Raw genomic sequence first — 22,609 nt, 5'->3', positions numbered from 1 at the left:
GCTTTTTATTTTCCTGAGATTATTATCCCAAAGGGAATTATCCCAAAGGTAAGGCGCTATCCTTTTTAATGACACCAAAAAAATATTTTAGATTTTATTATTGGTAAAAGGAAATTTGGAATTAATGTCGAATAAAATAAGGTAATCAAAGGAGAATGAAAATAATAGAGTAAGGAAGGGGAGGGGATAATGGTTGGGGATTATCTAGTGACAACTTCTATTGCTGAAGCTATAGCTTTTTTAGCAAGCCGCCAGGGTCAAGCACGTATTATAGCTGGTGGCACAGACTTACTTATAGATTTACAGGAAGGCAAAAAGGAAACCTCCTGCCTGGTGGATATCAGTTCTATTCAAGACCTTAAAAACATTCTTTATGAAGAAAATTATATTAAGATCGGAGCCGGAGTTACCCACAACGAAGTGGCCAGATCGCCAATAATACAGCAACAAGCTACTCTCCTGGCGGAAGCAGCAGCAATAGTCGGTTCCCCCCAAATAAGAAATACCGGCACTATAGTCGGTAATATAGTTAATGCCCAGCCGGCGGCAGATACGGCCGTGGCCCTGGCGGCCCTGGATGCCGAAGTTGAGGTCATAGACAGCAAGGGCAGGCAGTACCTGCGGGTAACTGATTGTTATGCCGGTAGGGGCATCTCGCGGATTGATAGTACCAGGCAATTGGTTGTTGCAGTTAGATTTGTCCCTTTAAAAACGGGCCAGGGCTCGGCCTTTATCCGCTTTGCCATGAGAAAATCTCTGGCTCTACCCATAATGAATGTCGCCGCCATTGTAGCCATGGAACAGGGAAGGATTACCAGGGCGCGAGTGGTTGTAGCCCCGGCCGGACCCGCACCTTTCCGGGTGGAGCGGGCTGAAAAACTGCTCTGTGACCAGTTCCCTAGTAAAGAGAACTTGCGCCAGGCAGCCAGAGTCGCCGCTGAAGAGGCGCCCTTCCGCGATAGTCCCTTACGAGGATCGCGGGAATACCGCCGTGCTTTAGCTGAGGTCCTGGTAGAAGAGGCCCTGGCAAAAGCTGTGCAACGGGCAAAGGAGAGTGCAGGTCATGGCGGATATTGAACTGGAATTTTTCCTTAACGGTGAGCCTGTAAAGGTTAATGTCAATCCTGCGACTTCCCTGTTAACAGTATTGCGTGATTACCTGGGGCTTACCGGAACCAAGAAAGGTTGCGGTCGGGGTGAGTGCGGCGCCTGTACCGTTATTCTGGATGGCCAGGCGGTAAATTCTTGTTTATTGCCGGCCGTAAAGGTGCGGGGCAGGCGGGTGGAAACTATTGAAGGGCTGGCCAGGGGAGAACAATTGCATCCTCTCCAGCAGGCTTTTATCAAGGCAGGCGCCGTCCAATGCGGCTTTTGTACTCCCGGTATGATCATGGCCGCTAAAGCCCTGCTGGACCATAACCCCAGGCCTACCAGGGATGAAATAAAGGAAGCCATCAGCGGCAATATTTGCCGCTGTACCGGCTACGTGAAGATTGAAGAAGCTATTATGCAGGCTGCCCGGGGGACAGGAGGGATTAAAAATGAAGGCTGCTGCTAAATACCAGATCGTAGGCCGGGGCATTTCCCGCCTGGATGCTTTAGAAAAAGTTACGGGCAAAGCCACTTATACAACGGATATAACTTTACCCGGCATGTTATACGCTAAAGTTTTACGCAGCCCTCATCCCCATGCCCGCATCATTAAGATTGATACCAGCAAGGCTGAAGCCTTGCCCGGGGTGAAAGCAGTTTTAACTTATCGCAATACTCCCCGGGTGCCATTTAACGCTGCGGCAACTTCAACCTATACTATTCCTCCCTTGGCAGCAGTTAAAGATCAATATCTTTTTGATGATGTCGTCCGTTACGTGGGTGATGAAGTGGCGGCGGTGGCTGCCGTGAGCGAGGAGATAGCCCGGGCCGCCCTGGACCTGATTGAGGTAGAATACGAAATTTTACCGGCAGTATATGATCCCCTGGAGGCTTTAAAACCTGAAGCACCGCTGCTTCACCCCCATTGCACCAAAAAGAATATAGCTGGTGATATCCTGCAATTCGGGCTGGGCGACATCGCCACCGGCCTGGCTGCTGCGGAAATTGTTGTGGAGGCGACTTATAAATTACCGGTGCAAAAACAGGGTCAATTAGAAACCCAGGCGGCCGTGGCTGCTTTAACCGGCGATGGCAAGTTAACCATCTGGTCGCCGACCCAAACCCCCCACCCGACGCGGCGAATTGTGGCCGAGATTTTTAAATTGCCCTTGAGTAAAGTGCGGGTATTAAACCCGCCCTATGTTGGGGGGGGCTTCGGGGTCAGGATTGGCTTGAGCGCCAAGGCAGAGCCCATTGCTGCCGCCCTGGCCCTGGCTACCGGCCGGCCGGTGAAGGTAGTCTATGATCGCCAGGAGGATTTCATTGCTTCGGATACCAGGCATGCCGGTTATATTACGGTGAAATTGGGGTTAAGTAAGGATGGCATTTTCCAGGCCCTCTACATGCAGGCCATTATGAATGGCGGCGCCTATTGTAGCTGGAGTGCTGATGTGCCCGGGGCTATTGGTTCGCGGGGCCTGACTATTTACCGGGTGCCCCACTCCCGCTTCGAGGGTTATAGCGTTTATACCAATACTACACCTGCCGGAGCCTGCCGGGGCTTTGGTGCTCCCCAGCCTACCTTTGCCGTGGAAATGACGGTTGCCAAAGCGGCTGCCATTTTAGGAATAGACCCCCTGGAATTGCGGTTAAAAAATATCATTACCCCCGGGGATACCTGGGTTGCTCCTTTTCCTTGCCTGAGCAGTGGCCTGCGAGAATGTTTAATCAAAGGGGCGGAAAAAATCGGCTGGGAGAAGCGCCGGGAACTGGCAGCAGGCCATGCCGGCTCAGGACGCTATAAGCGGGGTTTGGGTGTGGCTGTTGGCAACCATATCAGCAGCGCTTTTCCCTTCCAAACCGATTATTCCAATGTCTATCTCTCCCTCCAGCCCGACGGGACAATCCAGCTGGCCAGCGGTGTCGTCGAGATGGGGACAGGCACCAAAACTACCCTGGCCCAGATCGCCGCGGAAGTGCTGGAAGTTGAGGTGGAAGATATAGCTGTGTCCCTTGGGGATACGGAAATGGTACCCTATGATGTGGGTAGCCAGGCCAGCCGCAGTTGCTACGCCGCCGGCATGGCCACTTTGCAGGCGGCCCGGGATTTAAAAGAGCAGATTTTAACTTATGCCAGCGAAAAATGGCAAATACCCAAAGAAAAGCTGATCTGGCAAAAGGCCACCATCTTGTCCAGGGATGATCCGGGGAAGCAGATCACTTTAAAAGAACTGGCGGCCGATGCCGATTTTCACAACCGGCAGTTGGCCACTATCGGTCAGAATGCTTCCCAGAACGCCCTTTCCTGGCATGCCCACTTTGCTGAAGTCGAAGTAGACACGGCCACCGGGTCCATTAAAGTTATCCGCCTGGTCGCCGCCCATGATATGGGCAAGGCGATTAATCCGGAGATTGTCCGGGGCCAGATCCAGGGCGGTGCCGTTATGGGTCTTGGCTACACCCTGGGTGAAGAAATAACTTATGATCCGCAAGGCCGGCAGCTCCAGGATAGCTACCATAAATATATGCTGCCCACGGCAGTTGACGTGCCGGAAATGGAAACAATTGTCGTGGAAGCAGGAGAACCTACAGGACCCTTTGGTGCCAGGGGGGTAGGGGAAAATGCCGTGGCCCCTGTGGCGCCGGCGGTTGCCAGTGCCGTTTTTCAGGCTACGGGAGTGCACTTTACGGAACTACCCCTGACGCCGGAGCGCGTCTGGCGGGCACTTCTCCGGCCTGATTGCGCCATCAAAAATTAAAATAAGCGAGGGGGAATGTGCTTTGGTAAGTGTAAAAATTTTGGGTATCAGCGGGAGTCATCGTAAGGGGGCTACGGAATACTGCGTCCAGGAAGCTTTAAAAGCTGCGGCTACCGTGCCGGGAGTTACTACTGAATTTGTCTCCCTCAGGGGAAAAAAAATCGGCCACTGCATCCATTGCAACAAGTGTATCAAGACCAGCCAGTTATGCCAGATCAAGGACGATTTCCAGGAAGTCCAGGAGAAATTTTTAGCCGCCGACGGCTATATCCTGGGAACGCCGGTTTACCAGATGAATTCTACTCCCCTGTTGCAGGATTTCTGCAGCCGGCTGCGGCCAACCTACCTGGTTTATCCCGGCCATTTTGCCAACCGCGTTGGGGGGGCCATCGCTACCGGGGGCACCCGCCATGGCGGCCAGGAAATGGCCTTGTTGACTATCAAAAATTTCTTCTTAACCTATGAAATTTTAGTTACCGGGGGACCCGGGGGCAATTATTGCGGTGCCTGCGTCTGGACCAAAGATCGGAAGGAGGAGGGGGCCATTGAAGATGAGATAGGGATGGAAAAGGTACGCGGGTTGGGGCGCCGGGTAGCCGAGGCAGCGCTGATATTGAAAGCAGGGAAGGAAGCTTTACAATCCCAGGGAATTGATCTTAAGCGCGAAACGCTGTGGTTTAAAGATCATTACAAGGATCTTACGGAAGAAGAGTAATCTTAATTTTTGACGTCAAAGGAGGAAGGTAAGATGCGCAAGAGGATAGGGGCGATATTATTAACGCTGGCGCTAATTGGAGGCGTGTTTTTAGCCGGGTGTGGCGGCAGCAAGCAAGCAAAGCCGGAAGATAAAGGACAGCCCCAGGGACAGGCGCAACAAAATACGGGTGCGGCTGCCAAAAAGCTGAAAGTGGCCCTGGTTTTACCGGGACCAATTAATGATAATGGCTGGAATTCGGTAGCCTATGAAGGGCTAAAAAAGGCCCAGGCCGAGCTGGGGATTGAAGGCGCCTACCGGGAAAATGTAACCCAGTCAGATATGGAAGAAGCTTTCCGGGCCTATGCCAACCAGGGTTATGATGTCATCATCGGCCATGGGTTCCAATTTAACGATGTGGCTAAAAAAGTAGGTAAAGACTTCCCCAAGGTTAAATTCATCGTCACCAGCTCGAACATAGCGCAAGGACCCAATGTTGCTTCCCTGGAGGTCTCCAACAAAGAGGCCGGGTTCATTGGCGGGATTCTTGCAGGTTTGCTTACTAAAAGCAACAAGGTGGCCTTTATCGGTGGCGTCAATATGCCGCCCATTACCGATGCCGAAGCCGGGTTTAAAGCCGGGGCGAAAATGGTTAATCCCAAGGTTGAAGCTCTGGGGACGTTAATTGGCAGTTGGGATGACGTAGCCAAGGCGAAAGAAACAGCCCTGGCCTTCATCCAGCAGGGAGCCGATGTTGTTCTGGGGGATGCCAACCAGGCCGGCCTGGGGGTTATTGAGGCTGCCAAGAGCAAGAATGTCTATGCCGTCGGCTTTGCCGGCGATCAAAGCAATGTAGCCCCGGATAATGTTCCGGCCAGTTCCAAGTATGATTATAGTGTAGCTATCAAGTATATCGTGAAAGAGATTCTGGATGGTAAATTTGAAGCCAGGGGGTATGTCGTGGCTACCAAAGAGGGAGCTACCGGTATCATCTGGAATGAGAAGTTGAAGAGTAAATTGAACCCGGAGGCGGTGCAAAAAGCAGAACAGGTCCAAAAAGACTTGATTGAAAAGAAGATTGATGTCAATAAGCTGTAAAAACCCAAGTAAAAAAGGTCTAGTACCTAAAATGCCGCAGTTGCTGCTCAGCAACTGCGGCATTTAGCCATAATTTAGTTGCGCATGATTTCACAGCAACAGTCGGGGGAATAACTGGTGGATACTGTAGGTAAAAGGATCAGGTCTTTACGCAAACAAAGGGGCCTCAGCCTGCAAGAATTAGCCGCCAAAGTTGGCATATCTTATTCCTACCTCAGCCAGATCGAGAACGGTAAAGCCAATTTAAGCGTCAGCCTGCTTAAAGACTTAGCTTCCGCCCTGGAAGTCCCTTCGGTGTTTTTCCTCCTGGAGGATGACATCAGGCCATTAATTAAATTAATCAAGCAGGAGGAACGCCAGGAATACGTTCGTAATGAAGGGGTGACTATAGAACTCCTTTTTGCAGCGGAAAAATTGGAAGCAACTATTATTAAACTGCAATCCGGTAGTGCTACCAATAAGTCCAGTTGCCACCAGGGCGAAGAATTTTGTTATGTTTTAAAAGGGGAAGTGGAGATTTGTTTTGATGAAAAGGATTATTACCAGCTAAAACAAGGAGATATCATTTATTATCCGGCCCATATACCCCATCGCTGGTTTAATCATAGCGAGGAACCGGCGATTGTATTGCTGGCGTGTACGCCGCCAAGTTTCTAAAAGGAATTAGACTACCTCCTCTCGCCCGGGAGAAATATTTTTTTTAACCTTGACCCTTTTTCAGCAGGATTTTACTAAAAAAAGTTGAATAAGATTAAACGTGGCTTAATTCTGGAGGTGTTATTTTGCCGGTGCCAGGTCCTGTAACCATCCTCGGCGGGTTTTTGATAACCTCTTCCCGGGCGGAAGTGCACCCCAGCTGGGGAGTCCGGGTAGCCGGTGGTAAGATCGCTGCCATAGGGCCTAATGAAGAACTCCTGGCGGCACCCGACCGGGGTGAGGTCATCGACGCCCGTGACGCTATTATCAGTCCCGGTTTCATTAACGGGCACATGCACATGTACGGCATCCTGTCCCATGGCATCAGCGTGAAAAACGCTCCTGCCGGTTTTTACAGTTTCCTGGAGGATTTCTGGTGGCCCCAGGTAGAGAACCGCCTTGACCATAACCTGGTCGCTACAACCACGGCCTGGGCCTGTGTGGAGATGATCGCCAGCGGCATTACCACTTTCTGCGATATCCTGGAGGCGCCGGCAGCCATTCCCGGGGCCCTGGAGGTGGAAGCCGGGATCGTCCGCCGGGCCGGTTTAAGGGCTATCCTTTCCTTTGAAGCCTGTGAAAGGATAAGCCAGGAAAACGGCGAGTTAGGATTAAAGGAAAATGCCGGGTTTATCCGGGCCTGCCAGGGAGATCCCCTGGTCAAGGGACTCATGAGCGTGCACACCACCTTTACCTGTTCACCGGAATTCCTCATCCGGGCCAGCGAACTGGCCCGGGAACTGGGCAGCGACCTGCACATGCACCTCTCGGAAAGCCCTTATGAGCCTCAATACTGCCGGCAAACCTACGGCAAGCGGCCGGTTGAGGTTTACCGCGACCTGAATATCCTGGGGGCCCATATCCTGGCCTCCCAGGGAGTGGACCTGGCGGCAGGAGAGATTGAACTCCTGGCAGCCAGCGGGGCGCGGCTGGTCCACATGCCCCTGTCCAACTGTGAAGTCGGCGGTGGCATTGCCCCGGTACCCCAGCTTTTAGCGGCCGGTGTACCCCTGGGGTTGGGAACCGATGGTTATATCAATAACTTCTTTGAAGTCATGCGGGGGGCCTTCCTGATCCACAAGGCTAATATGAAGAGCCCCCAGGTGATGCCTGCCCGGACGGTCTTCGGGCTGGCCACCGACATGGGTGCCCGGGCCCTTGGGGAGCCGGAACTGGGCCGCCTGGAACCTGATTGCCCGGCAGACTTAATTACCATTAAAGCCGACACACCGACTCCCATCAATGCCGAAAATATCTTCGACCAGATTATCCTCTTTCGCAATCCCGGGGATGTAGTCGATGTGATGGTGAACGGCAAATTCTTGCAGCGGGAAGGGCGCCTGCTGACCCTGGAGGCGGCTAAAGTAAAAGCTGAGACCCGGGACGCCGCCCTGGCATTCTGGAGGTGAGGCTTGTGAGCCCTGCAGTTGTCAATCACCCGGTCCCACGGGTAGATGCCTATGAAAAGGTTACCGGGCGGGCCAGGTACGCTGCCGATTTATATTTCCCCGGCATGCTATACGGCAAAGTATTACGGAGTAAAGTAGCCCACGCCCGCATTAAAAGCCTGGAGACAAACGCGGCGAGGCAAATGCCCGGCGTCCACTGTGTCTTGACTGCCGACGATTTACCAGGGGAGCCTTCCTGGTGTACCTACCTCTTCCTGGCCAGGGACCGCGTCCGCTATACCGGCGATGCCCTGGCCATGGTGGCCGCTGAAACCAGGGAGCAGGCCGAGGCCGCCATTAAAGCCATTAAGGTGGAGTATGAGCCCTTGCCCGGTGTTTACTCCATTGAAGAGGCCCTGGCGCCGGGCGCACCTCAGGTCCAGGAGTACGCCCCGGGGAATATTGTCCAGAACACCCACTGGCCGGTGCGCAAAGGGGATGTAGCAGCCGGTTTTGCGGCCTGCGATGTAATTATTGAACGCGAATACCGGACGCAATATATTGAGCATGCTTATATCGAGCCGGAGGCCTGTGTGGTGGTGCCGGATCCGGTCAACAACGGGGTTATAGTCTATGGCTCGTTACAGAATCCCTATATGACTCGCTGGGCTGTGGCCACCGCCTTAGGTCTAAAACTGGGCCAGGTCCACGTCATCCAGCAGACCCTGGGCGGTTCCTTTGGCGGTAAAGAGGAACAGATGGGGATGATGTGCGGCCGTGCCGCCATCATGGCCGTCAAAACCGGCCGGCCGGTGAAGATGGTCAATACCAGGGAAGAATCCTTTATTGAGAGTTCCAAGCGCCATCCCTTCCGGTTCCGTTACAAAATAGGAGCTACAAAAGAAGGTAAGATCCTGGCCCTGGAAGCCGAACTGGTGGATGAAGGAGGGGCCTATAACTCCCAGGCCCAGTTCATGAACTGGCGCGCCTGCGTCCACGCGGCAGGGTGTTACGAAATCCCCAACGTAAAAGTCGATGTTTATGCTGTCCATACCAACAAGGTTTACGCCGGCGCCATGCGGGGTTACAGCTCGCCCCAGATTATTTACGCCCAGGAACAATTGATGGATGAGCTGGCGGCCGCCCTGAATATGGACCCGGTGGAGTTGCGGCGCCAAAACGCCCTGCGACCGGGCTCCATTACTGCCACCGGGCAGCAACTTGTTGACCAGACGGTACCCCTGGTAGAAGTGATGGATGCCGTTATCGCCAGGAGTAACTACTATGCCCGGCGGGAAAAATATGCCCGGGAGAGGGCCAGGGGCGGTTCCAAACGCCGGGGGATTGGCCTGGTGGTAAGCTTCCGCGGCTGCGGCCTGGGGGCGGAAACCTATGATGCCACCGGGGGAATGATTACGGTGGCCAGCGATGGTAGCGTGACCGTCCGTTCGGGGTTAACCGATAACGGCCAGGGGCTGTCAACGGCCCATGCCCAGATTGTGGCCGAAGAACTGGGTATAGGTATGGAAAATATCATTTACACGCGGGTGGACACCACTACCATGCCCGATGGTGGCATGACAGTGGCGTCGCGGGGTACCTTTACCGGGGGCAAGCCCATGCAGGAGGCAGCCAGGGAGATCAAAAAGATCCTCCATGGAGTGGCGGCAGAACAACTCGGCTGCCGGCCGGAAGATCTGGAGGGCAGGGAAGGTATAATCTATTGCCGGCAGGATCCTGCTCGCAAGGTGACTTTCCAGGAAGCCGTCAGGATGGCCCTGCAAAGGGGATATACGTTAACGAGTTTTAAATGGTACCAGCCTGAACCGCCGGTATGGGACCGGCCTACCGGCCAGGGCAAGGCTTTTCCCACCTATACCTATGCTTGCGTGGTGGCCGAAGTAGAGGTTGATATGGAAACGGGCCAGGTCGAGGTATTGAAGGTTACGGCCGGTCATGATGTCGGCCAGGCCATCAACCCGGCCCTGCTGCAGGGCCAGATCTATGGCGGCGTGGCCATGGGGCTGGGCATGGCCCTCACGGAAGAAATCGAATTTGATCAGGGCCGCATCTTAAACCCCAACTTTGATGAATATATTATTCCTACCGCTCTGGACATGCCAGCCATGGAAACCATCCTTTACGAGAGCGAAGATTATCACGGTCCCTTCCGGGCGAAGAGTATGGGGGAAGCGGCGACAGAGTGCATCGCAGCCGCTATAGCCAGTGCCATTGCCGACGCCACCGGCAAGACGGTACGGGAATTGCCGGCCAACCTGGAACGGGTCTTGCTGGGCAGAGCTTTAAAGCGGGGAGGGGGGGCTTAAATGCAGGCCTTTAACTATCACCGCCCCGGGAGCCTCATGGAGGCCTGCCGGCTCCTGGCGCAATACGGCCCTGCTGCCCGGGTAATGGCCGGGGGTACGGACCTGGTAGTAGCCCTGCGGGAAGAAAATCGCCGCCTGGCCGGGGTCAGCGAAATTATTGACCTGGGCTATCTGGGGGGAATGAACTATATCCGGGAAGAGGGCGATACCATCAGCATCGGCGCCCTGACCACGCATACGGACATAGCTGCTTCTCCTTTGCTCCAGAAATATGCTCCCCTCCTGGCCATGGCCGCCGCTCAGGTGGGATCGCCCCAGATCCGCAACCGGGGAACTATGGGCGGGAATCTCGCCAATGCCTCCCCGGCCGCCGACACGGTGCCGGCTTTTATTGCCCTTGAGGCCCGGGTCAACCTGGTAAGCAGCCAGGGTGAGCGCCAGGTGCCGGTCCAGGATTTACTCGCCGGGCCCTACCGGACCACCCTGGCGGCAGGGGAAATAATCACAGCCATTACCTTTAAAAAATTACCGCCTTCAGCGGGCAGTGCCTTCCTGAAACTCGGCCGGCGCAAGGCCTTAAGCATCGCCCGGTTAAATATAGCCGTAGTCATTGACCGGGATGCAGCCGGCAGGGTAACCGCGGCCCGCATTGTACCCGGCGCCGCTCTGCCGGTGGCCAGCCGGGTACCGCCTGCGGAAGCCCTGCTGCTTGGGAATATGGTGAGCCCGGAATTAGCACGGCAGGCGGGCGAGATGGTGGGGCAGGAAATGGTACGCTTAAGTGGCGTGCGCTGGTCAACAGAGTACAAGCTCCCGGTAATTGCCGTCCTGACCAGGCGGGCGATTTTACAGGCCGCGGGGGTGAGGGAAGATGAGTGAAAAAATCAGCCTCCAGCTCAAGGTCAACGGCCGCGATTATACCGTCAGGGTTGCTCCCAATGCCCGCCTCTTGGATGTCCTGCGGGATGAATTAATGCTCACGGGTACGAAAGAGGGTTGCGGCATTGGCGAGTGCGGCGCCTGTACCGTCATTATGGACGGCCAGGCGGTCAATTCCTGCCTGGTTCTGGCGGCAGCAGCGGAAGGGAAGGAGATTATCACCATCGAAGGTCTGGAGCAGGACGGGCGCCTCCACCCCCTGCAGGAGGCTTTTATCAAGCATAATGCCCTCCAGTGCGGTTTCTGCACCCCGGGGATGATCATGAGCGCCAAGGCCCTGCTGGATAAAAACCCCCATCCCACCAGGGCCGCAATCCGGGCCGCCATTGCCGGCAATTTATGCCGCTGTACCGGCTATGAGCAGATTGTAGCTGCTATCGAGGACGCGGCCACCCACATGGCCGGGCGAGAGTAGATACCCATGCCGCAAGGCGGCACCAAATTCCGCTCTCCGACTTCCGGCCCCCGACATCCGTTTTCTGGCAGGTCCCGTGGGGTCCTGCTGGTGATATAATTTAACCAAATACATTCCAATATGGAGGGAATCACATGAAGACCGATTTACGCGGGAAGCACTTAATCACCCTGCAGGAGTGGACCAGAGAAGAAATCGACACCCTGCTGGACATCGCCTTTGACCTCAAGCGGCGCAAAGCCCTGGGCGAGAAGCATCGCCTCCTCGAGGACAAGACATTCTACATGCTCTTCTTTGAAGAATCCACCCGCACCCGCAATGCCTTCGAGACCGGGATGACCCAGCTGGGCGGTCATGCCATTTACCTTACTCCCAAAGCCACCCAGATCGGCCACGGCGAGACGCCCAAGGACACAGTGGAAGTCCTGGGCCGTTTTGGTAACGGTATTGGCGTTCGTAACTGCACCTATAAAGTTGGTAACGCCTACATGCGCGAGCTGGCCAAATACGCCCGGATTCCTGTTATCAATATGCAGTGCGACCTCTACCACCCCACCCAGGCCCTGGCCGACATTATGACCATCCAGGAGAAGTTCGGCAAGAATACCCGTGGTCTCAACTTCACCATTTCCTGGACCTATGCGCCCAAGTACGTGCGGCCTCTCTCCATGCCCCAGTCTCTCATTCTCCTCATGAGCCGCTTTGGCATGAATGTAACCCTGGCCCACCCGCCTGAGTTTTACCTGCTGCCGGAAATTGTGGAACAGGCCAGGAAAAATGCCGAAGAAAACGGCGTGAAATTTAACATCGTCAACGATATGGATGAGGCCTGCAAGAATGCCGACATCATTTATGCCAAAAGCTGGGGTCCCATCGCCTATACCGGCAGTGATACCGAAGGGGCCGAACTCATCGATAAGTATCCCAACTGGGTCATGGACAGCCGGCGCATGGCCCTGGGGCATAAAGATGCCATTTACATGCACTGCATGCCTGCCGACCGGGGCATTGAGGTTACGGAAGAAGTCATGGACGGTCCCCAGTCGGTCATTTACGACGAGGCCGAAAACCGCCTGCACACCATCAAGGCCATCCTGGCGGCTACATTAAAGTAAAGGTTGACATTACGTTAGTAGTAGACTATAATAGCTTCCGTAAGCAAGGACGCTTACCGGGCAACGAAGCCGCCTTTTTTCAAGACAGAAGAGAGGCGGCTTTATATTTTTCCGGGAATTAGGGTGCTGGCAGCGATTATAGAGAGCAGGAATTTGAACTTGAGCGTCGAATATTAAATCTATGTTAAGGCTTTCTTAAAACCTCAAATAATGCTTAAGAAAGGGGGAATAAGTCTTCTGATTAGTCGGAGCCGCTGAGCAGGGGGATTGGGAAATAAGGTAGTTTAAATTTTAAACAGTTTTAGAAGGAGGCAAAAAAATGAGACGGTGGCGGATTTTAGCGTTAGGGCTGGCGGTTGTCTTTTTATTAACAACGGTCCTGGTGGCCGGCTGTGGCGGCAAGAAGGAGAGCGGCAAACAGGAGCAGCCTTCCCAGAGCAGCCAGACCAACCAGGGTAAAGATACTGGCAAGAAGTTAAAGGTGGCCCTGTTATTACCTGGTCCTATCAATGACAACGGCTGGAATGCCAGTGCTTACGAGGGCCTGAAGAAGGCAGGAGAAGAGCTGGGTGTCGAGACGGCCTACCGGGAAAGGGTCAGCCAGTCGGACCAGGTAGACGCTTTCCGGGCCTATGCGACCCAGGGCTATGATGTGATCATCGGCCACGGCTTTGAATTTGGCGATGCCGCCAAGCGCGTAGCTAAAGACTTCCCCAATGTCAAATTTGTAGTTACCAGTTCGGATATTAGCCAGGCCCCCAATGTGGCTTCCCTGCAGGTTATGAACGTTGAAGCCGGTTTCTTCGGCGGTGCCCTGGCGGGCCTGGTGACCAAGACAGGCAAAGTTGGCTATGTAGGCGGCATGGAAATTCCACCCATTACCAATGCTCTTTATGGTTTTAAAGCCGGGGCCAAATATGTTAATCCTAAAGTAGAAGTTAAAACAGCTTTAACCGGCAGCTTTGAGGATGTAGCTAAAGCCAAAGAAACCGCAACCGCCTTTATCCAGCAGGGCGCTGATGTTGTCCTGGGTAATGCCGACCAGGCCGGCCTGGGGGTCGTCCAGGCGGCCAAGGAAAAGGGTGTCATGGCTGTCGGCTACGACCATGATCAGAGCAATGTTGCTCCCGAGACAATTGTCGGGACCTCAATCCAGAGCTATCCCATTGCCATTGTAGATTTTGTGAAATTAGTTATGGATGGCAAATTTGAAGCTAAATTCTATCCTATGGGGGTAAAGGAAGGCGCTACCGGCATCATCTGGAATCCCAGTTACAAGCTGCCCGACGGCGTGAAGGATAAGATGACCAGGATTATCGAAGATGCGAAAGCGGGTAAGATCGATATCCAGAAGCTGGCCGATGCCGAGAAAGAGAAGAAGTAAGGCGGAAGAGAATATTAAGCGAGCCGGGTTTTCATCACCCGGCCATTTTTTTGCGTGTTATGTTGCTAGTTTGCTTGAGGAGGCTGCTTAAGGGGCTATTGCAAACCTTATTTTAGCACCTTGAAGGCAACATAATCACCATAACTAAAGAAAGGCTGGAAGATTTGCGAATTCCTTTGGGCCCAGTGGTAATAGGCCGAAGTAGTGGTCGTCAGGAAATACTGGCTGTTATTCTCGCGCAATTGGCGGAGCATATCTTCTTCTGAGGTGGCAATGACGCGGTAGACCCGGTTTTCCAGGCGGGGGCCAAAGAGCAGGTAGGGGAAGGCTGTTTCCGTAAAGGCAATGCGCGAACCAGGAGGCACCCGGGCAACCCAGGCTAACTCATCACCCCAGGGCGTTAGCTGGAAAAAGGTACGCTGCTCCGGGGGCAGGGCCAGGAAGCGGCCGATTACCTGGGGCGTGAAGTAACCGTGGGTTAAACTACCGGCCAGGGAGATGATGACCAGGGCCAGGGTAGCGGCTCGCAAAGGCCGCGCCCAGAAACCTGGTAGCCTTTCCTCCAGGTAAGCCAGGCTTAAAGTCCCGGCGGCGACAATGAAGATGGTATAGCGGGTCCACCAGTTGGATGGCTGCAGCCAGAAAAGCAGGACCAGGGGCAGGAGGAGGAGCAGGAGGCGCCGGTGACCCCGGGCCAGGGCCAGGATAAAGGTTACGGCCAGGGCCGGCAGCTCCAGGTAGAGCCACTGGGGGCCGAATCCACCCAGGCGCTGGTCGAAGGTATAGGGACCGCTGGTTTCCTGCCAGGAGCGCAATAACTGCTGCCAGGCCGGCAGGCCTGCCAGTTCCGGGGGCATATTTTTGACCATGACCAGATCGGCCACGCTGCCCTGGCCTGACCAGAGGGTATATCCCAGAACTTTAAACGTAAAAGGGAAAAGGGGGTTGCCGTAAGCCAGCCAGTTGCGCAGGTACCAGAAACTGCCCCACAGGAGCAGGGCTCCGCTCAAGATAACCAGGGAAGGGAGCAGGGATTGCCTGAAAGGGTGGTTAGTTGCCCGCCTGGCCATCCAGTTACCGGCGATGATTAAGAGAAAAACTGTAGCCACATAAGGGGCGGCCGAAGCCTTCATCCCGAAGATCAGGCCGCTGGCCAGGGCGGCCAGGAGTAAATAGACGCGCCGCGGGCAGTGGTAATAGCGGTAAGCAAAGTAAAAGGCCGCCAGGAACATGGCCGCAAAGGCGACATCCACATAGCAGGTCTTGCTCTGCACCAGGACAATGGGCGTCAGGAAAAAAAGGCAGGCTGCTACGGCGCTATTGGCCTGCTGCAAACCCGTTTCGCGACCCAGGGCATAGACGGCCAGGCCCCCGGCCAGGGCGAAGGGTAGCTGGGTCAGGTCGACCAGCAGGTCGCTGCCTGAAAACAACATATTCCAGGCAAAAATGAGTTCGGTGTTCATGGGGTAGACGTTAGCCCAGAGGGTATAGGGGCTTAAAACGATCCGGCCGCTCTGTAGCCAGGTGGCGACTGCCGTCAGGTGGTAGTAGAGGCTGTCCCAGGCATAGGGCGGAAACAGGTATCCCAGGAAGATCAGCCACGCCGTTTCCAGTAAGGCCAGGAACAGTAAAAGCCTGGCCCAGAAATTATGGCGCCAGCTGACATCAGGCCGGGTAACTGGTGCCCGGTTGGGACCGGGAAAGAGGTGCCCCAGCAGGATAGCCGCAGCCAGCAAAATTAAATTTAATACCAGCAGGGTAGTAATTGTCAGGCGTAATACGGTCCCGGCCAGGAGCATGGTGAAGACAATTTGCCCCGTCGCCACGGCGAAGATGGCCAGGAACTTTTCAGCGGGGGCCAGCCCCCGCCGCCGCGTCAAAAAATAGGCCGTCAGGAGAACTATTAAATTGCCGCCGGCAAAAACCAGCCAGGACAAACAACCAGCCCCCATGCTAACTCACGCTTATACCGGAGAGTTTTACGTGCGCATGTCATTTTACCAGTACAGGATGACAAAACAACTGGCCGCCCAGAGGAGGATGGTGGCTGCCAGGGGTTTATCCTTGAGAACCAGGCTTTCCGGCTCGCCGCCGCCCTGGCAGCGGTAGGTCAGGTACAGGTAGCGGCAAATGCCAAAGAGCACCAGGGGAACGGTATACATCAACTGGGGCCGGGCGGCGCCGATAAAGGTGTAAATGGCATAGACGACGACGGTAGCAGAAGTTACAGTAGCAATCAATTGGTCCAAAAGCCCCAGGGAATACTCGGCCAGGATTCCCCGGTGGGCAGTAGCGTTGTCGAGGAGGACCAATTCGTGGCGGCGTTTACATAAAGCCAGGAAAAGAGCCAGGAGGATAACGGCAATGAGCAACCAGGCCGAAACCGGTACCATGATGGCCACCGCGCCGGCCACTACCCGCAGGACAAAACCCAGGGCGACGATAAAGACATCAATGAGGACCATTTGCTTTAAATAAAAGGAATAGGCCAGGGTCTGGAGGGTATAGGTAAGGCTTATAAGGCCCACCTGCCAGCTTAAGGCAAAAGCCCAGGTAAGGCTGCCGGCCAGGATGACAGCTGCTGCCGCAGCTGCCGGCAGGGGAGGCAGCAGGCCGGCGGCAATAGGGCGATGCTTTTTGCGGGGATGGCAGCGATCTCTTTCCCGGTCAACCAGATCGTTGATCAAGTAAGTGCCGCCGGAGAGAAGGCAGAAGATAACAAACACCTGGACAGTGCGTACCAGCAGGGGGATATCCAGCACGTGGCGGGAGAAAAGGATGGCGGCAAAGACGAAGGCGTTTTTGGTCCATTGTTTCGGCCGCAGGCTTAAAAACAGGTAGCGCCAGAAATAACGGGATGCTATGGTTCCCGCCCGGCCAGTCGTTTCCAGTAGGCTCATAACCCCTTTGACCTCCAAGATTTCTGTGTTTCATGGTATTCCCTACCTATTTTATCCTATTTAGGACGACCATAACAACACCCAAAAGAAAAAGGCTGTTACCTCACAATGGGGAACAGCCTTATTTGTACTTAATGTGGTACCGGAGCACATACTGTTCCGGCAACCCTCCTGACTTTATCAGTTGAATCCCTAGAACCCGCATAAAACCTAGAAAAATAGAAAACAAGACGCGCATTTTGCCACTACAACCGGTCCTGCCAGCGGGCAGCAAACTCCTCTACACGGGTAATGTTTCCCGGCGGTGCAATCCGCATTAGGCGCAGGATCTTTTTGCTCAACTCTGTACTCTGGGTCTTGATAAAGAACACCTCTCCTTTGATCTCTACCTCGGCAAAGTTGAGGGAGTTTAACGCTTCCCGGATTTCTGCCGGCGAGGCATTTTCCACCGCTTGCCGGAGCTTGAATTCCAGAGTGCGTTCGAGAAGAAAGGCGAGGAAGCAAATTACAAAGTGTCCTTTAATCCGCCTTTCGGTCCAGTGAAAAACCGGCCGGACTTTCAGGGTGCTTTTCATGACGCGAAAAGATTCTTCAATCCGCCACAGGTTATGGTAAGCATCCAGGATGTCTTTGGCACTCATTTCTTTCTCGCTGGTCTGGATGCCGTAGTAGCCGTCAAATTGTTTGTCCCGGGCAATGGCTTCTTCGTCCAGTATCCACGTGCCCGTACAGTCTATTTCTTTGAGGTATTTCTTGCCGCCACGTTTGTTGCTGGCCTGGATTTTGGCCTTGCTTTCTAAAAGGGTTTGGGCTTTCTCGATTAACCTTTCCCGGTCGGCCCGGTCTTTTTCCGCCCGCCGGCTGGAGTAGGTGACGATCAGTTTTTCGGGTAATTTGTATTTTTTCCCTTCAGCGGTGAATTCGTTTATGTACTCGATAACCTTGTAGCGAAGGACTTCTCCTTCATCGTCCTTTATCTCCTGGTAGCCATTTTCGTCCAATATCATATCGGTAATCTCTTTTTTCATGCTCTTGATGCGGGCGGCAAAGATGTAGCTGTAGCCCCGTTCCACTATGCGTTTTAAGTTAAGCTTGCTGTTGATCCCCCGGTCGGCGACGATGATCACCCGGCGCAGGCCAAAACGTTTTTCCAGCTTTTCTAAGGCCGTCTCCAGGGTCTTGCCGTCAAAGGTATTGCCGGGGAAAAGCTCATAGCCAATGGGCCGCCCCTCGCAATCAATAAGCAGGCCCAATACCACCTGGACTTCGTTGAACTTACCGTCTTTACTGAAGCCGAAATCGCGTAAAGTGTCGGCTTCGACGCTGGCAAAGGAAAAGGTCGTTACATCATAAAAAACCACATCCACCTGCATGTTAAAAAGGTGGCGGTTCTTTTGGAACATCTCCTCCTCCAACAACTCTTTATACTCGCAGAGTAAATCCAAGGAGCGGTAGAGGTGGTTTAAGGCTACGTCGGGTAAACTGGCATAACGGTGCTGGTAGTTGTAGGTACCTAATTTACTCCTGGGTTCAAGGAGGTGCTGGATAGCCATAAGAAAACTGGCGTCGCTTAATTCGAATTGTACCTTACGTTTGGCACTGATCTTCTTTAAAAGTTTGGGTAGCTCAAATTGGTTCCAGATCTTCTGGTAGACCACATAGCCCCAGTTCTTGATCTGCGCCTCGGAAAAGCTGGCTAAACTGGTCACCTCCCTGGCCTTGGACAATTCTAAGAGGCGCTTACCAAGTCTTTGAAAGCTGGGGTTGTTTTCAATCTCGTCCAGGCGACCGAGATTGAGGAGGACCTTGTGTTTAACAGCTCCATTTTCCCGGTAAGATTGGACTAGCTGGACGTACTGGTGGTTTTTGGTTTTAGTTATTTTGATGAACATGCTTAAATGATACCACTAACATTGCCTATTGTCTAGATAATATTTGGTATTTCACAATATTAGTTGCCACTACGTTTTTCGCTTTTTGGGCTATTTTTAACGCCCAAAGCTAGATTTTATCTGGGTTCTTGAATCAGTAAAATGTCGCAACTGATAAACTCAGGAAAAGGCTGTTACCTCACAATGGGGAACAGCCTTATTTGTACTTAATGTGGTACCGGAGCACATACTGTTCCGGCAACCCTTGAAGATTTTTTGCGAATTCACCCTTTACTATTATGGCTTGTTTTCAATTACTTCCTGTATGGTAATGGTCACCTCACCTTTCTTTACTTTTTATCCCATATCCCATTACTTTATTCTTTACCGTCGGGATTACTATGGGCATAGTCACGATCATCGTCAGGATAAATACCCAGACGGCGCCGCCAGCCCGGGCCACCGGGGTATAGCTTTTTCCCGTCAGGAAGGTAAGGGCCAGGAAAAAGAGGGTCATCCCCAGGGAAATACCGGTATAGATTATCCCGGCCCGCCGGGCGGCTTGTGTTTCGAGCTCCGTCATCATATCTCACCTCATAATAAAATAATTTTTTCAGGGATCTTCCCTGTTCACTGTTATCCCCACTCTCACCTCCAAGCTCCCCCTCCATTTGCAAACGCTCTACGTCGGGGATGAAAATTAACCGGCATGGGGCGCCGGTCGCCCCTTGGGTGCAGCCTCATCCCGCTCCTGGCGGAGGGAGGGCTGGAAGCGTTTGAGGGTGAGGGTATTCATGGTCACAGAGACAGAACTCAATGCCATGAAGAAGGCGGCCAGTTCGGGACTGACAATCAGCCCGGTGAAGGGGTAGAGGATGCCGGCGGCAATGGGAATACCAAGGGTATTATACAGGAAGGCCCAGACCAGGTTCTCTTTGATCTTGCGCATGGTGGCGCGGCCGATCTCAATGGCCCCCACCACATCGCGAATGTCGTCCTTAATGAGGATAATGTCCCCTGTCTCCTTGGCCACGTCGGTACCGGAGCCGATGGCAATGCCCACATCGGCCTGGGCCAGGGCCGGGGCGTCGTTGATGCCGTCACCCACCATGGCTACTTTGAGGCCGCGGGCCTGGAGCTTCTTTACTTCTTCGGCTTTATCCTGGGGCAGCACCTCGGCCAGGACGGTCTTGATACCGACCTGGCGGGCAATGGCCGCAGCCGTCCGCCGGTTATCACCGGTGATCATGGCCACCTGGATATCCATCCTGTGCAGGCGTTCGATGGCAACCTTTACGTGCTCTTTTAAAGTGTCGGCCACGGCGATGATGCCGGCGGCCCTGCCGTCCACCGCCATCAACATGGCGGTTTTGCCTTCTTCTTCGAGCTTCTCCATCTGCCCGGCCAGGTCGCCGATGGCGATGTTTCGCTGCTGCATCAGCCGGCGGTTGCCCAGCAGGATTTCCTGACCCTGGTAGATGGCCCGGACACCATGGCCCGGCATGGCCTCAAAATCCTCTACTTCTTCTAAGCCTAAGCCTTCTTCCCTGGCGTTGCGGACAATAGCCTCGCCCAGGGGATGCTCGGAGGTTTTTTCCGCCATGGCGGCCAGCCGCAGGATTTCTTTTTGCTCAAAACCCGGAGCGGCAATCACATCGGTGACCGAGGGTTCGCCTCTGGTCAGGGTTCCCGTTTTATCAAAGACAATGGCATTGAGCTTGCTGCTCGCCTCCACCGCATCGGCGCCTTTAAAGAGGATACCATTCTCGGCTCCCTTGCCTGTCCCGGCCATGACTGCACTGGGAGTGGCCAGGCCCAGGGCACAGGGACAGGAAATGACCAGGGTGGTTACCGATAACAGGAGGGCGAAGCCAAAGACACTCACCCCGGCCAGGCTGTAGGGTGAAAGGATAAAGTGGCTGTCAGGCCGGAAAAAGGCATCGTAGCCAATAAAGAACCAGAAGAGGAAGACGACCAGGGCCAGGACGTGGACGCCGGCGATGAAGTGGCCGGCCACGAAGTCGGCCAGTTTTTGAATGGGAGCCCTGGAAGCCTGGGCCTCCTCTACCATCTTGATAATCTGGGCTAAAGCCGTTTCGCTCCCCACCCGGGTGGCCCGGAACTTGAAGGAACCGGTTTTGTTGATGGTCGCCCCTACCACCTGGGCTCCGGGACGTTTTTCCACCGGAATGCTCTCGCCGGTAAGCATGGATTCATCTACGGCCGAATAACCCTCGATAACTTCCCCGTCCACCGGGATGCTTTCGCCGGGGCGGACCACCACAATGTCCCCTGCCTCAACTTCATCGGCAGCAATCTCCATCTCCCGGCCGTCCCGGATAACCCGGGCGGTTTTGGCCTGCAGGCTCATGAGCTTGCGGATGGCCTCGGAAGTACGGCCGCGGGTAATAGCCTCCAGGTAACGGCCCAGGACGATAAAGGCGGTTAACAGGGCGGCAGACTCGAAGAAGGTAGCCCCGCGCCCGCCGAAACCGGCTTCCGGCCACAGGGTGTTGATGGTGGCGATAATGTAGGCTGCACCAATACCCGTCGCATAGAGGAGGTTCATATCGGTAGTTCCGCGTTTAAGGCCGTTCCAGCTGTGGACGAAAAACTGCCAGCCGGGGATAAAGGTGACCGGTGTGGTTAAAGCCCACAGCACATACACGTTCCCCAGCCATTCCGGTACAAAGTAGGGGAAAATCCATACATCGCGGAACATGCCAAGCATCACCAGGGCTGCCAGGGGCCAGGCAATCCACATATTGCGGCGCTGGTACCGGATCTCCCGCTCCCGGGCCTCTTTCTCCTGGTCCAGGGCTGCCTTACCGGTCAGCTTTTCCGTAGCCTCATAGCCCAGGGCATTGATTTCCTTTTTAATGCGTGCCTTGTCCACGGCCCCGGGGTAGAACCGTACTCTGGCCGATTCTGCCGGCAGGTTCACTACTACCGAAGTTACGCCGGGCAGGGCTTTAACGGCTTTTTCCACCCTGGCCACACAGGCAGCACAACTCATCCCTCTTACCGTCAGGAGAACTTCCTCTTCCGGTACCTCATAGCCGATCGCCTGGATGGTCTTGGCCATTTGGGGCACGCTGACCTGGTCCGGGAAATATTCCACGGTAGCCTTCCCGGCAACCAGGTTGACGCGGGCGTCCTTTACGCCCGCCATATTTTTCAAAGCCTTTTCCACCCTGGTGACGCAGGCCGCGCAACTCATGCCCATAACGGGCAAATTTACCTGGGCCAGGCTGCTTTTTTCGCTGGCAGGCACCATCTTTCACCCCCGGGTAAGTAATTATCAACTACTTTTATTCTACATTTCCCTTTTTCTGCCAATTTTATAAACGGGTGAACCATTTATGAGAGAGACAATGGTCGTTTTCCGGGCTAGTGTCCTAAACAAGATTTTTTCTACCCCCCACCCGTATTTTTATCTCCATTTTATTTTGATGTTCATTTAGTGTCAATGAACTTCACAAAAACTACAAAATTATTTTCTGCTCGTTTTAACCAAATATATTTAAAAAGCCTTCTCCTTCTAAAGGAGAAGGCCGATGGTGAGGAACAAACATATGGGCAGTTTAACGTCATGCCTGGGACTAAATTCAGCAGCCTTCTTTGCAGTGGGCGACTGCCCTCAGCATCCAGCGCTTCCTAGTCAATTTTGATCCCTCCTCTACTTAAGTCTATAAATAAAATTCTACCAGAATCATTTTTATCCTGCCCACCAGTTTCCTGATGTGGCTTATGACCCCAGGCTATAAAAAGTTGCAAAGGACAGGCCCGTAAATAAAGCCGGATTAAAAGTTGCCATGTAAGGCTTTCTTTATTATAGATGCCAGCTAGCCCTTGGGTTCTGCTGTGGCAGCAGACTCGGGAGCGTGGGAGTGGCCAGCGGTCCTGGTTGTTTTAGAGATCGGGAGGTTTA

Annotated in this window: 17 protein-coding genes; 12 read left to right on the top strand and 5 right to left on the bottom strand. The window is 54.0% G+C overall.

Features of this window, described 5'->3' with window-relative positions; all coding sequences use genetic code 11:
- Positions 1-189: 189 nt before the first annotated feature.
- The 12 genes from MGLY_RS02720 to MGLY_RS02665 all read left to right on the top strand — a co-directional run bounded on the left by MGLY_RS02720 (position 190) and on the right by MGLY_RS02665 (position 13,907).
- A complete protein-coding gene (locus MGLY_RS02720) occupies positions 190-1,077 on the top strand; it encodes an FAD binding domain-containing protein (RefSeq protein WP_156271628.1) in 888 nt (295 codons plus the stop codon).
- Positions 1,064-1,558, top strand: coding sequence for a (2Fe-2S)-binding protein (locus MGLY_RS02715; protein ID WP_156271627.1), 495 nt, complete (start codon positions 1,064-1,066; stop codon positions 1,556-1,558). The genes MGLY_RS02720 and MGLY_RS02715 overlap by 14 nt, the downstream gene beginning before the upstream one ends.
- A complete protein-coding gene (locus tag MGLY_RS02710; RefSeq protein WP_156271626.1) occupies positions 1,542-3,851 on the top strand; it encodes a xanthine dehydrogenase family protein molybdopterin-binding subunit in 2,310 nt (769 codons plus the stop codon). Before MGLY_RS02715 ends, MGLY_RS02710 begins: the two co-directional genes overlap by 17 nt.
- A gap of 22 nt (positions 3,852-3,873) precedes the next feature.
- A complete protein-coding gene (locus tag MGLY_RS02705) occupies positions 3,874-4,566 on the top strand; it encodes a flavodoxin family protein (protein ID WP_156271625.1) in 693 nt (230 codons plus the stop codon).
- A gap of 33 nt (positions 4,567-4,599) precedes the next feature.
- Positions 4,600-5,643, top strand: coding sequence for a BMP family protein (locus tag MGLY_RS02700; protein ID WP_156271624.1), 1,044 nt, complete (start codon positions 4,600-4,602; stop codon positions 5,641-5,643).
- A gap of 117 nt (positions 5,644-5,760) precedes the next feature.
- Positions 5,761-6,300: a helix-turn-helix domain-containing protein gene (locus MGLY_RS02695; protein WP_156271623.1), complete on the top strand. Its 540-nt coding sequence runs from the start codon at positions 5,761-5,763 to the stop codon at positions 6,298-6,300.
- Positions 6,301-6,431: 131 nt separating this feature from the next.
- On the top strand, positions 6,432-7,748 hold the full coding sequence (locus MGLY_RS02690) for an amidohydrolase family protein (RefSeq protein ID WP_246187467.1): 1,317 nt from the start codon (positions 6,432-6,434) through the stop codon (positions 7,746-7,748).
- A gap of 5 nt (positions 7,749-7,753) precedes the next feature.
- The gene (locus MGLY_RS02685; RefSeq protein ID WP_156271622.1) at positions 7,754-10,054 is read left to right on the top strand and encodes a xanthine dehydrogenase family protein molybdopterin-binding subunit; all 2,301 of its coding nucleotides are present in this window, start codon (positions 7,754-7,756) and stop codon (positions 10,052-10,054) included.
- Positions 10,055-10,933 (top strand): FAD binding domain-containing protein, encoded by an 879-nt coding sequence (locus MGLY_RS02680; protein WP_156271621.1) that lies wholly within the window; start codon positions 10,055-10,057, stop codon positions 10,931-10,933.
- Positions 10,926-11,408 carry a (2Fe-2S)-binding protein gene (locus MGLY_RS02675; protein WP_156271620.1) on the top strand — a complete coding sequence of 161 codons (483 nt, stop codon included), beginning with the start codon at positions 10,926-10,928 and terminating at the stop codon, positions 11,406-11,408. The genes MGLY_RS02680 and MGLY_RS02675 overlap by 8 nt, the downstream gene beginning before the upstream one ends.
- 134 nt (positions 11,409-11,542) lie before the next feature.
- On the top strand, positions 11,543-12,523 hold the full coding sequence (gene argF, locus MGLY_RS02670; protein ID WP_156271619.1) for an ornithine carbamoyltransferase: 981 nt from the start codon (positions 11,543-11,545) through the stop codon (positions 12,521-12,523).
- Between the two features lie 319 nt (positions 12,524-12,842).
- Positions 12,843-13,907, top strand: coding sequence for a BMP family protein (locus MGLY_RS02665; RefSeq protein ID WP_156271618.1), 1,065 nt, complete (start codon positions 12,843-12,845; stop codon positions 13,905-13,907).
- Positions 13,908-14,014: 107 nt separating this feature from the next.
- Here the strand turns inward: MGLY_RS02665 and MGLY_RS02660 are convergent, their stop codons facing one another.
- The 5 genes from MGLY_RS02660 to MGLY_RS02640 form a co-directional block, all read right to left on the bottom strand.
- Positions 14,015-15,844, bottom strand: a complete 1,830-nt coding sequence (locus MGLY_RS02660; protein ID WP_170290900.1) for a glycosyltransferase family 39 protein — start codon at positions 15,842-15,844, stop codon at positions 14,015-14,017.
- Between the two features lie 60 nt (positions 15,845-15,904).
- Positions 15,905-16,807 (bottom strand): decaprenyl-phosphate phosphoribosyltransferase, encoded by a 903-nt coding sequence (locus tag MGLY_RS02655; RefSeq protein WP_156271616.1) that lies wholly within the window; start codon positions 16,805-16,807, stop codon positions 15,905-15,907.
- Positions 16,808-17,052: 245 nt separating this feature from the next.
- On the bottom strand, positions 17,053-18,699 hold the full coding sequence (locus MGLY_RS02650; RefSeq protein ID WP_156271558.1) for an IS1634 family transposase: 1,647 nt from the start codon (positions 18,697-18,699) through the stop codon (positions 17,053-17,055).
- Between the two features lie 319 nt (positions 18,700-19,018).
- Positions 19,019-19,261 carry a hypothetical protein gene (locus MGLY_RS02645; protein WP_156276130.1) on the bottom strand — a complete coding sequence of 81 codons (243 nt, stop codon included), beginning with the start codon at positions 19,259-19,261 and terminating at the stop codon, positions 19,019-19,021.
- Positions 19,262-19,378: 117 nt separating this feature from the next.
- Positions 19,379-21,955: a heavy metal translocating P-type ATPase gene (locus tag MGLY_RS02640; protein WP_156271615.1), complete on the bottom strand. Its 2,577-nt coding sequence runs from the start codon at positions 21,953-21,955 to the stop codon at positions 19,379-19,381.
- Positions 21,956-22,609: the final 654 nt, after the last annotated feature.

The organism is Moorella glycerini (assembly GCF_009735625.1).
Classification (GTDB): Bacteria; Bacillota; DSM-521; order Neomoorellales; family Neomoorellaceae; genus Neomoorella; species Neomoorella glycerini.
The sequence above is the reverse complement of the archived record's forward strand: the minus strand, read 5'-3'. Positions and strand labels throughout refer to the sequence as shown.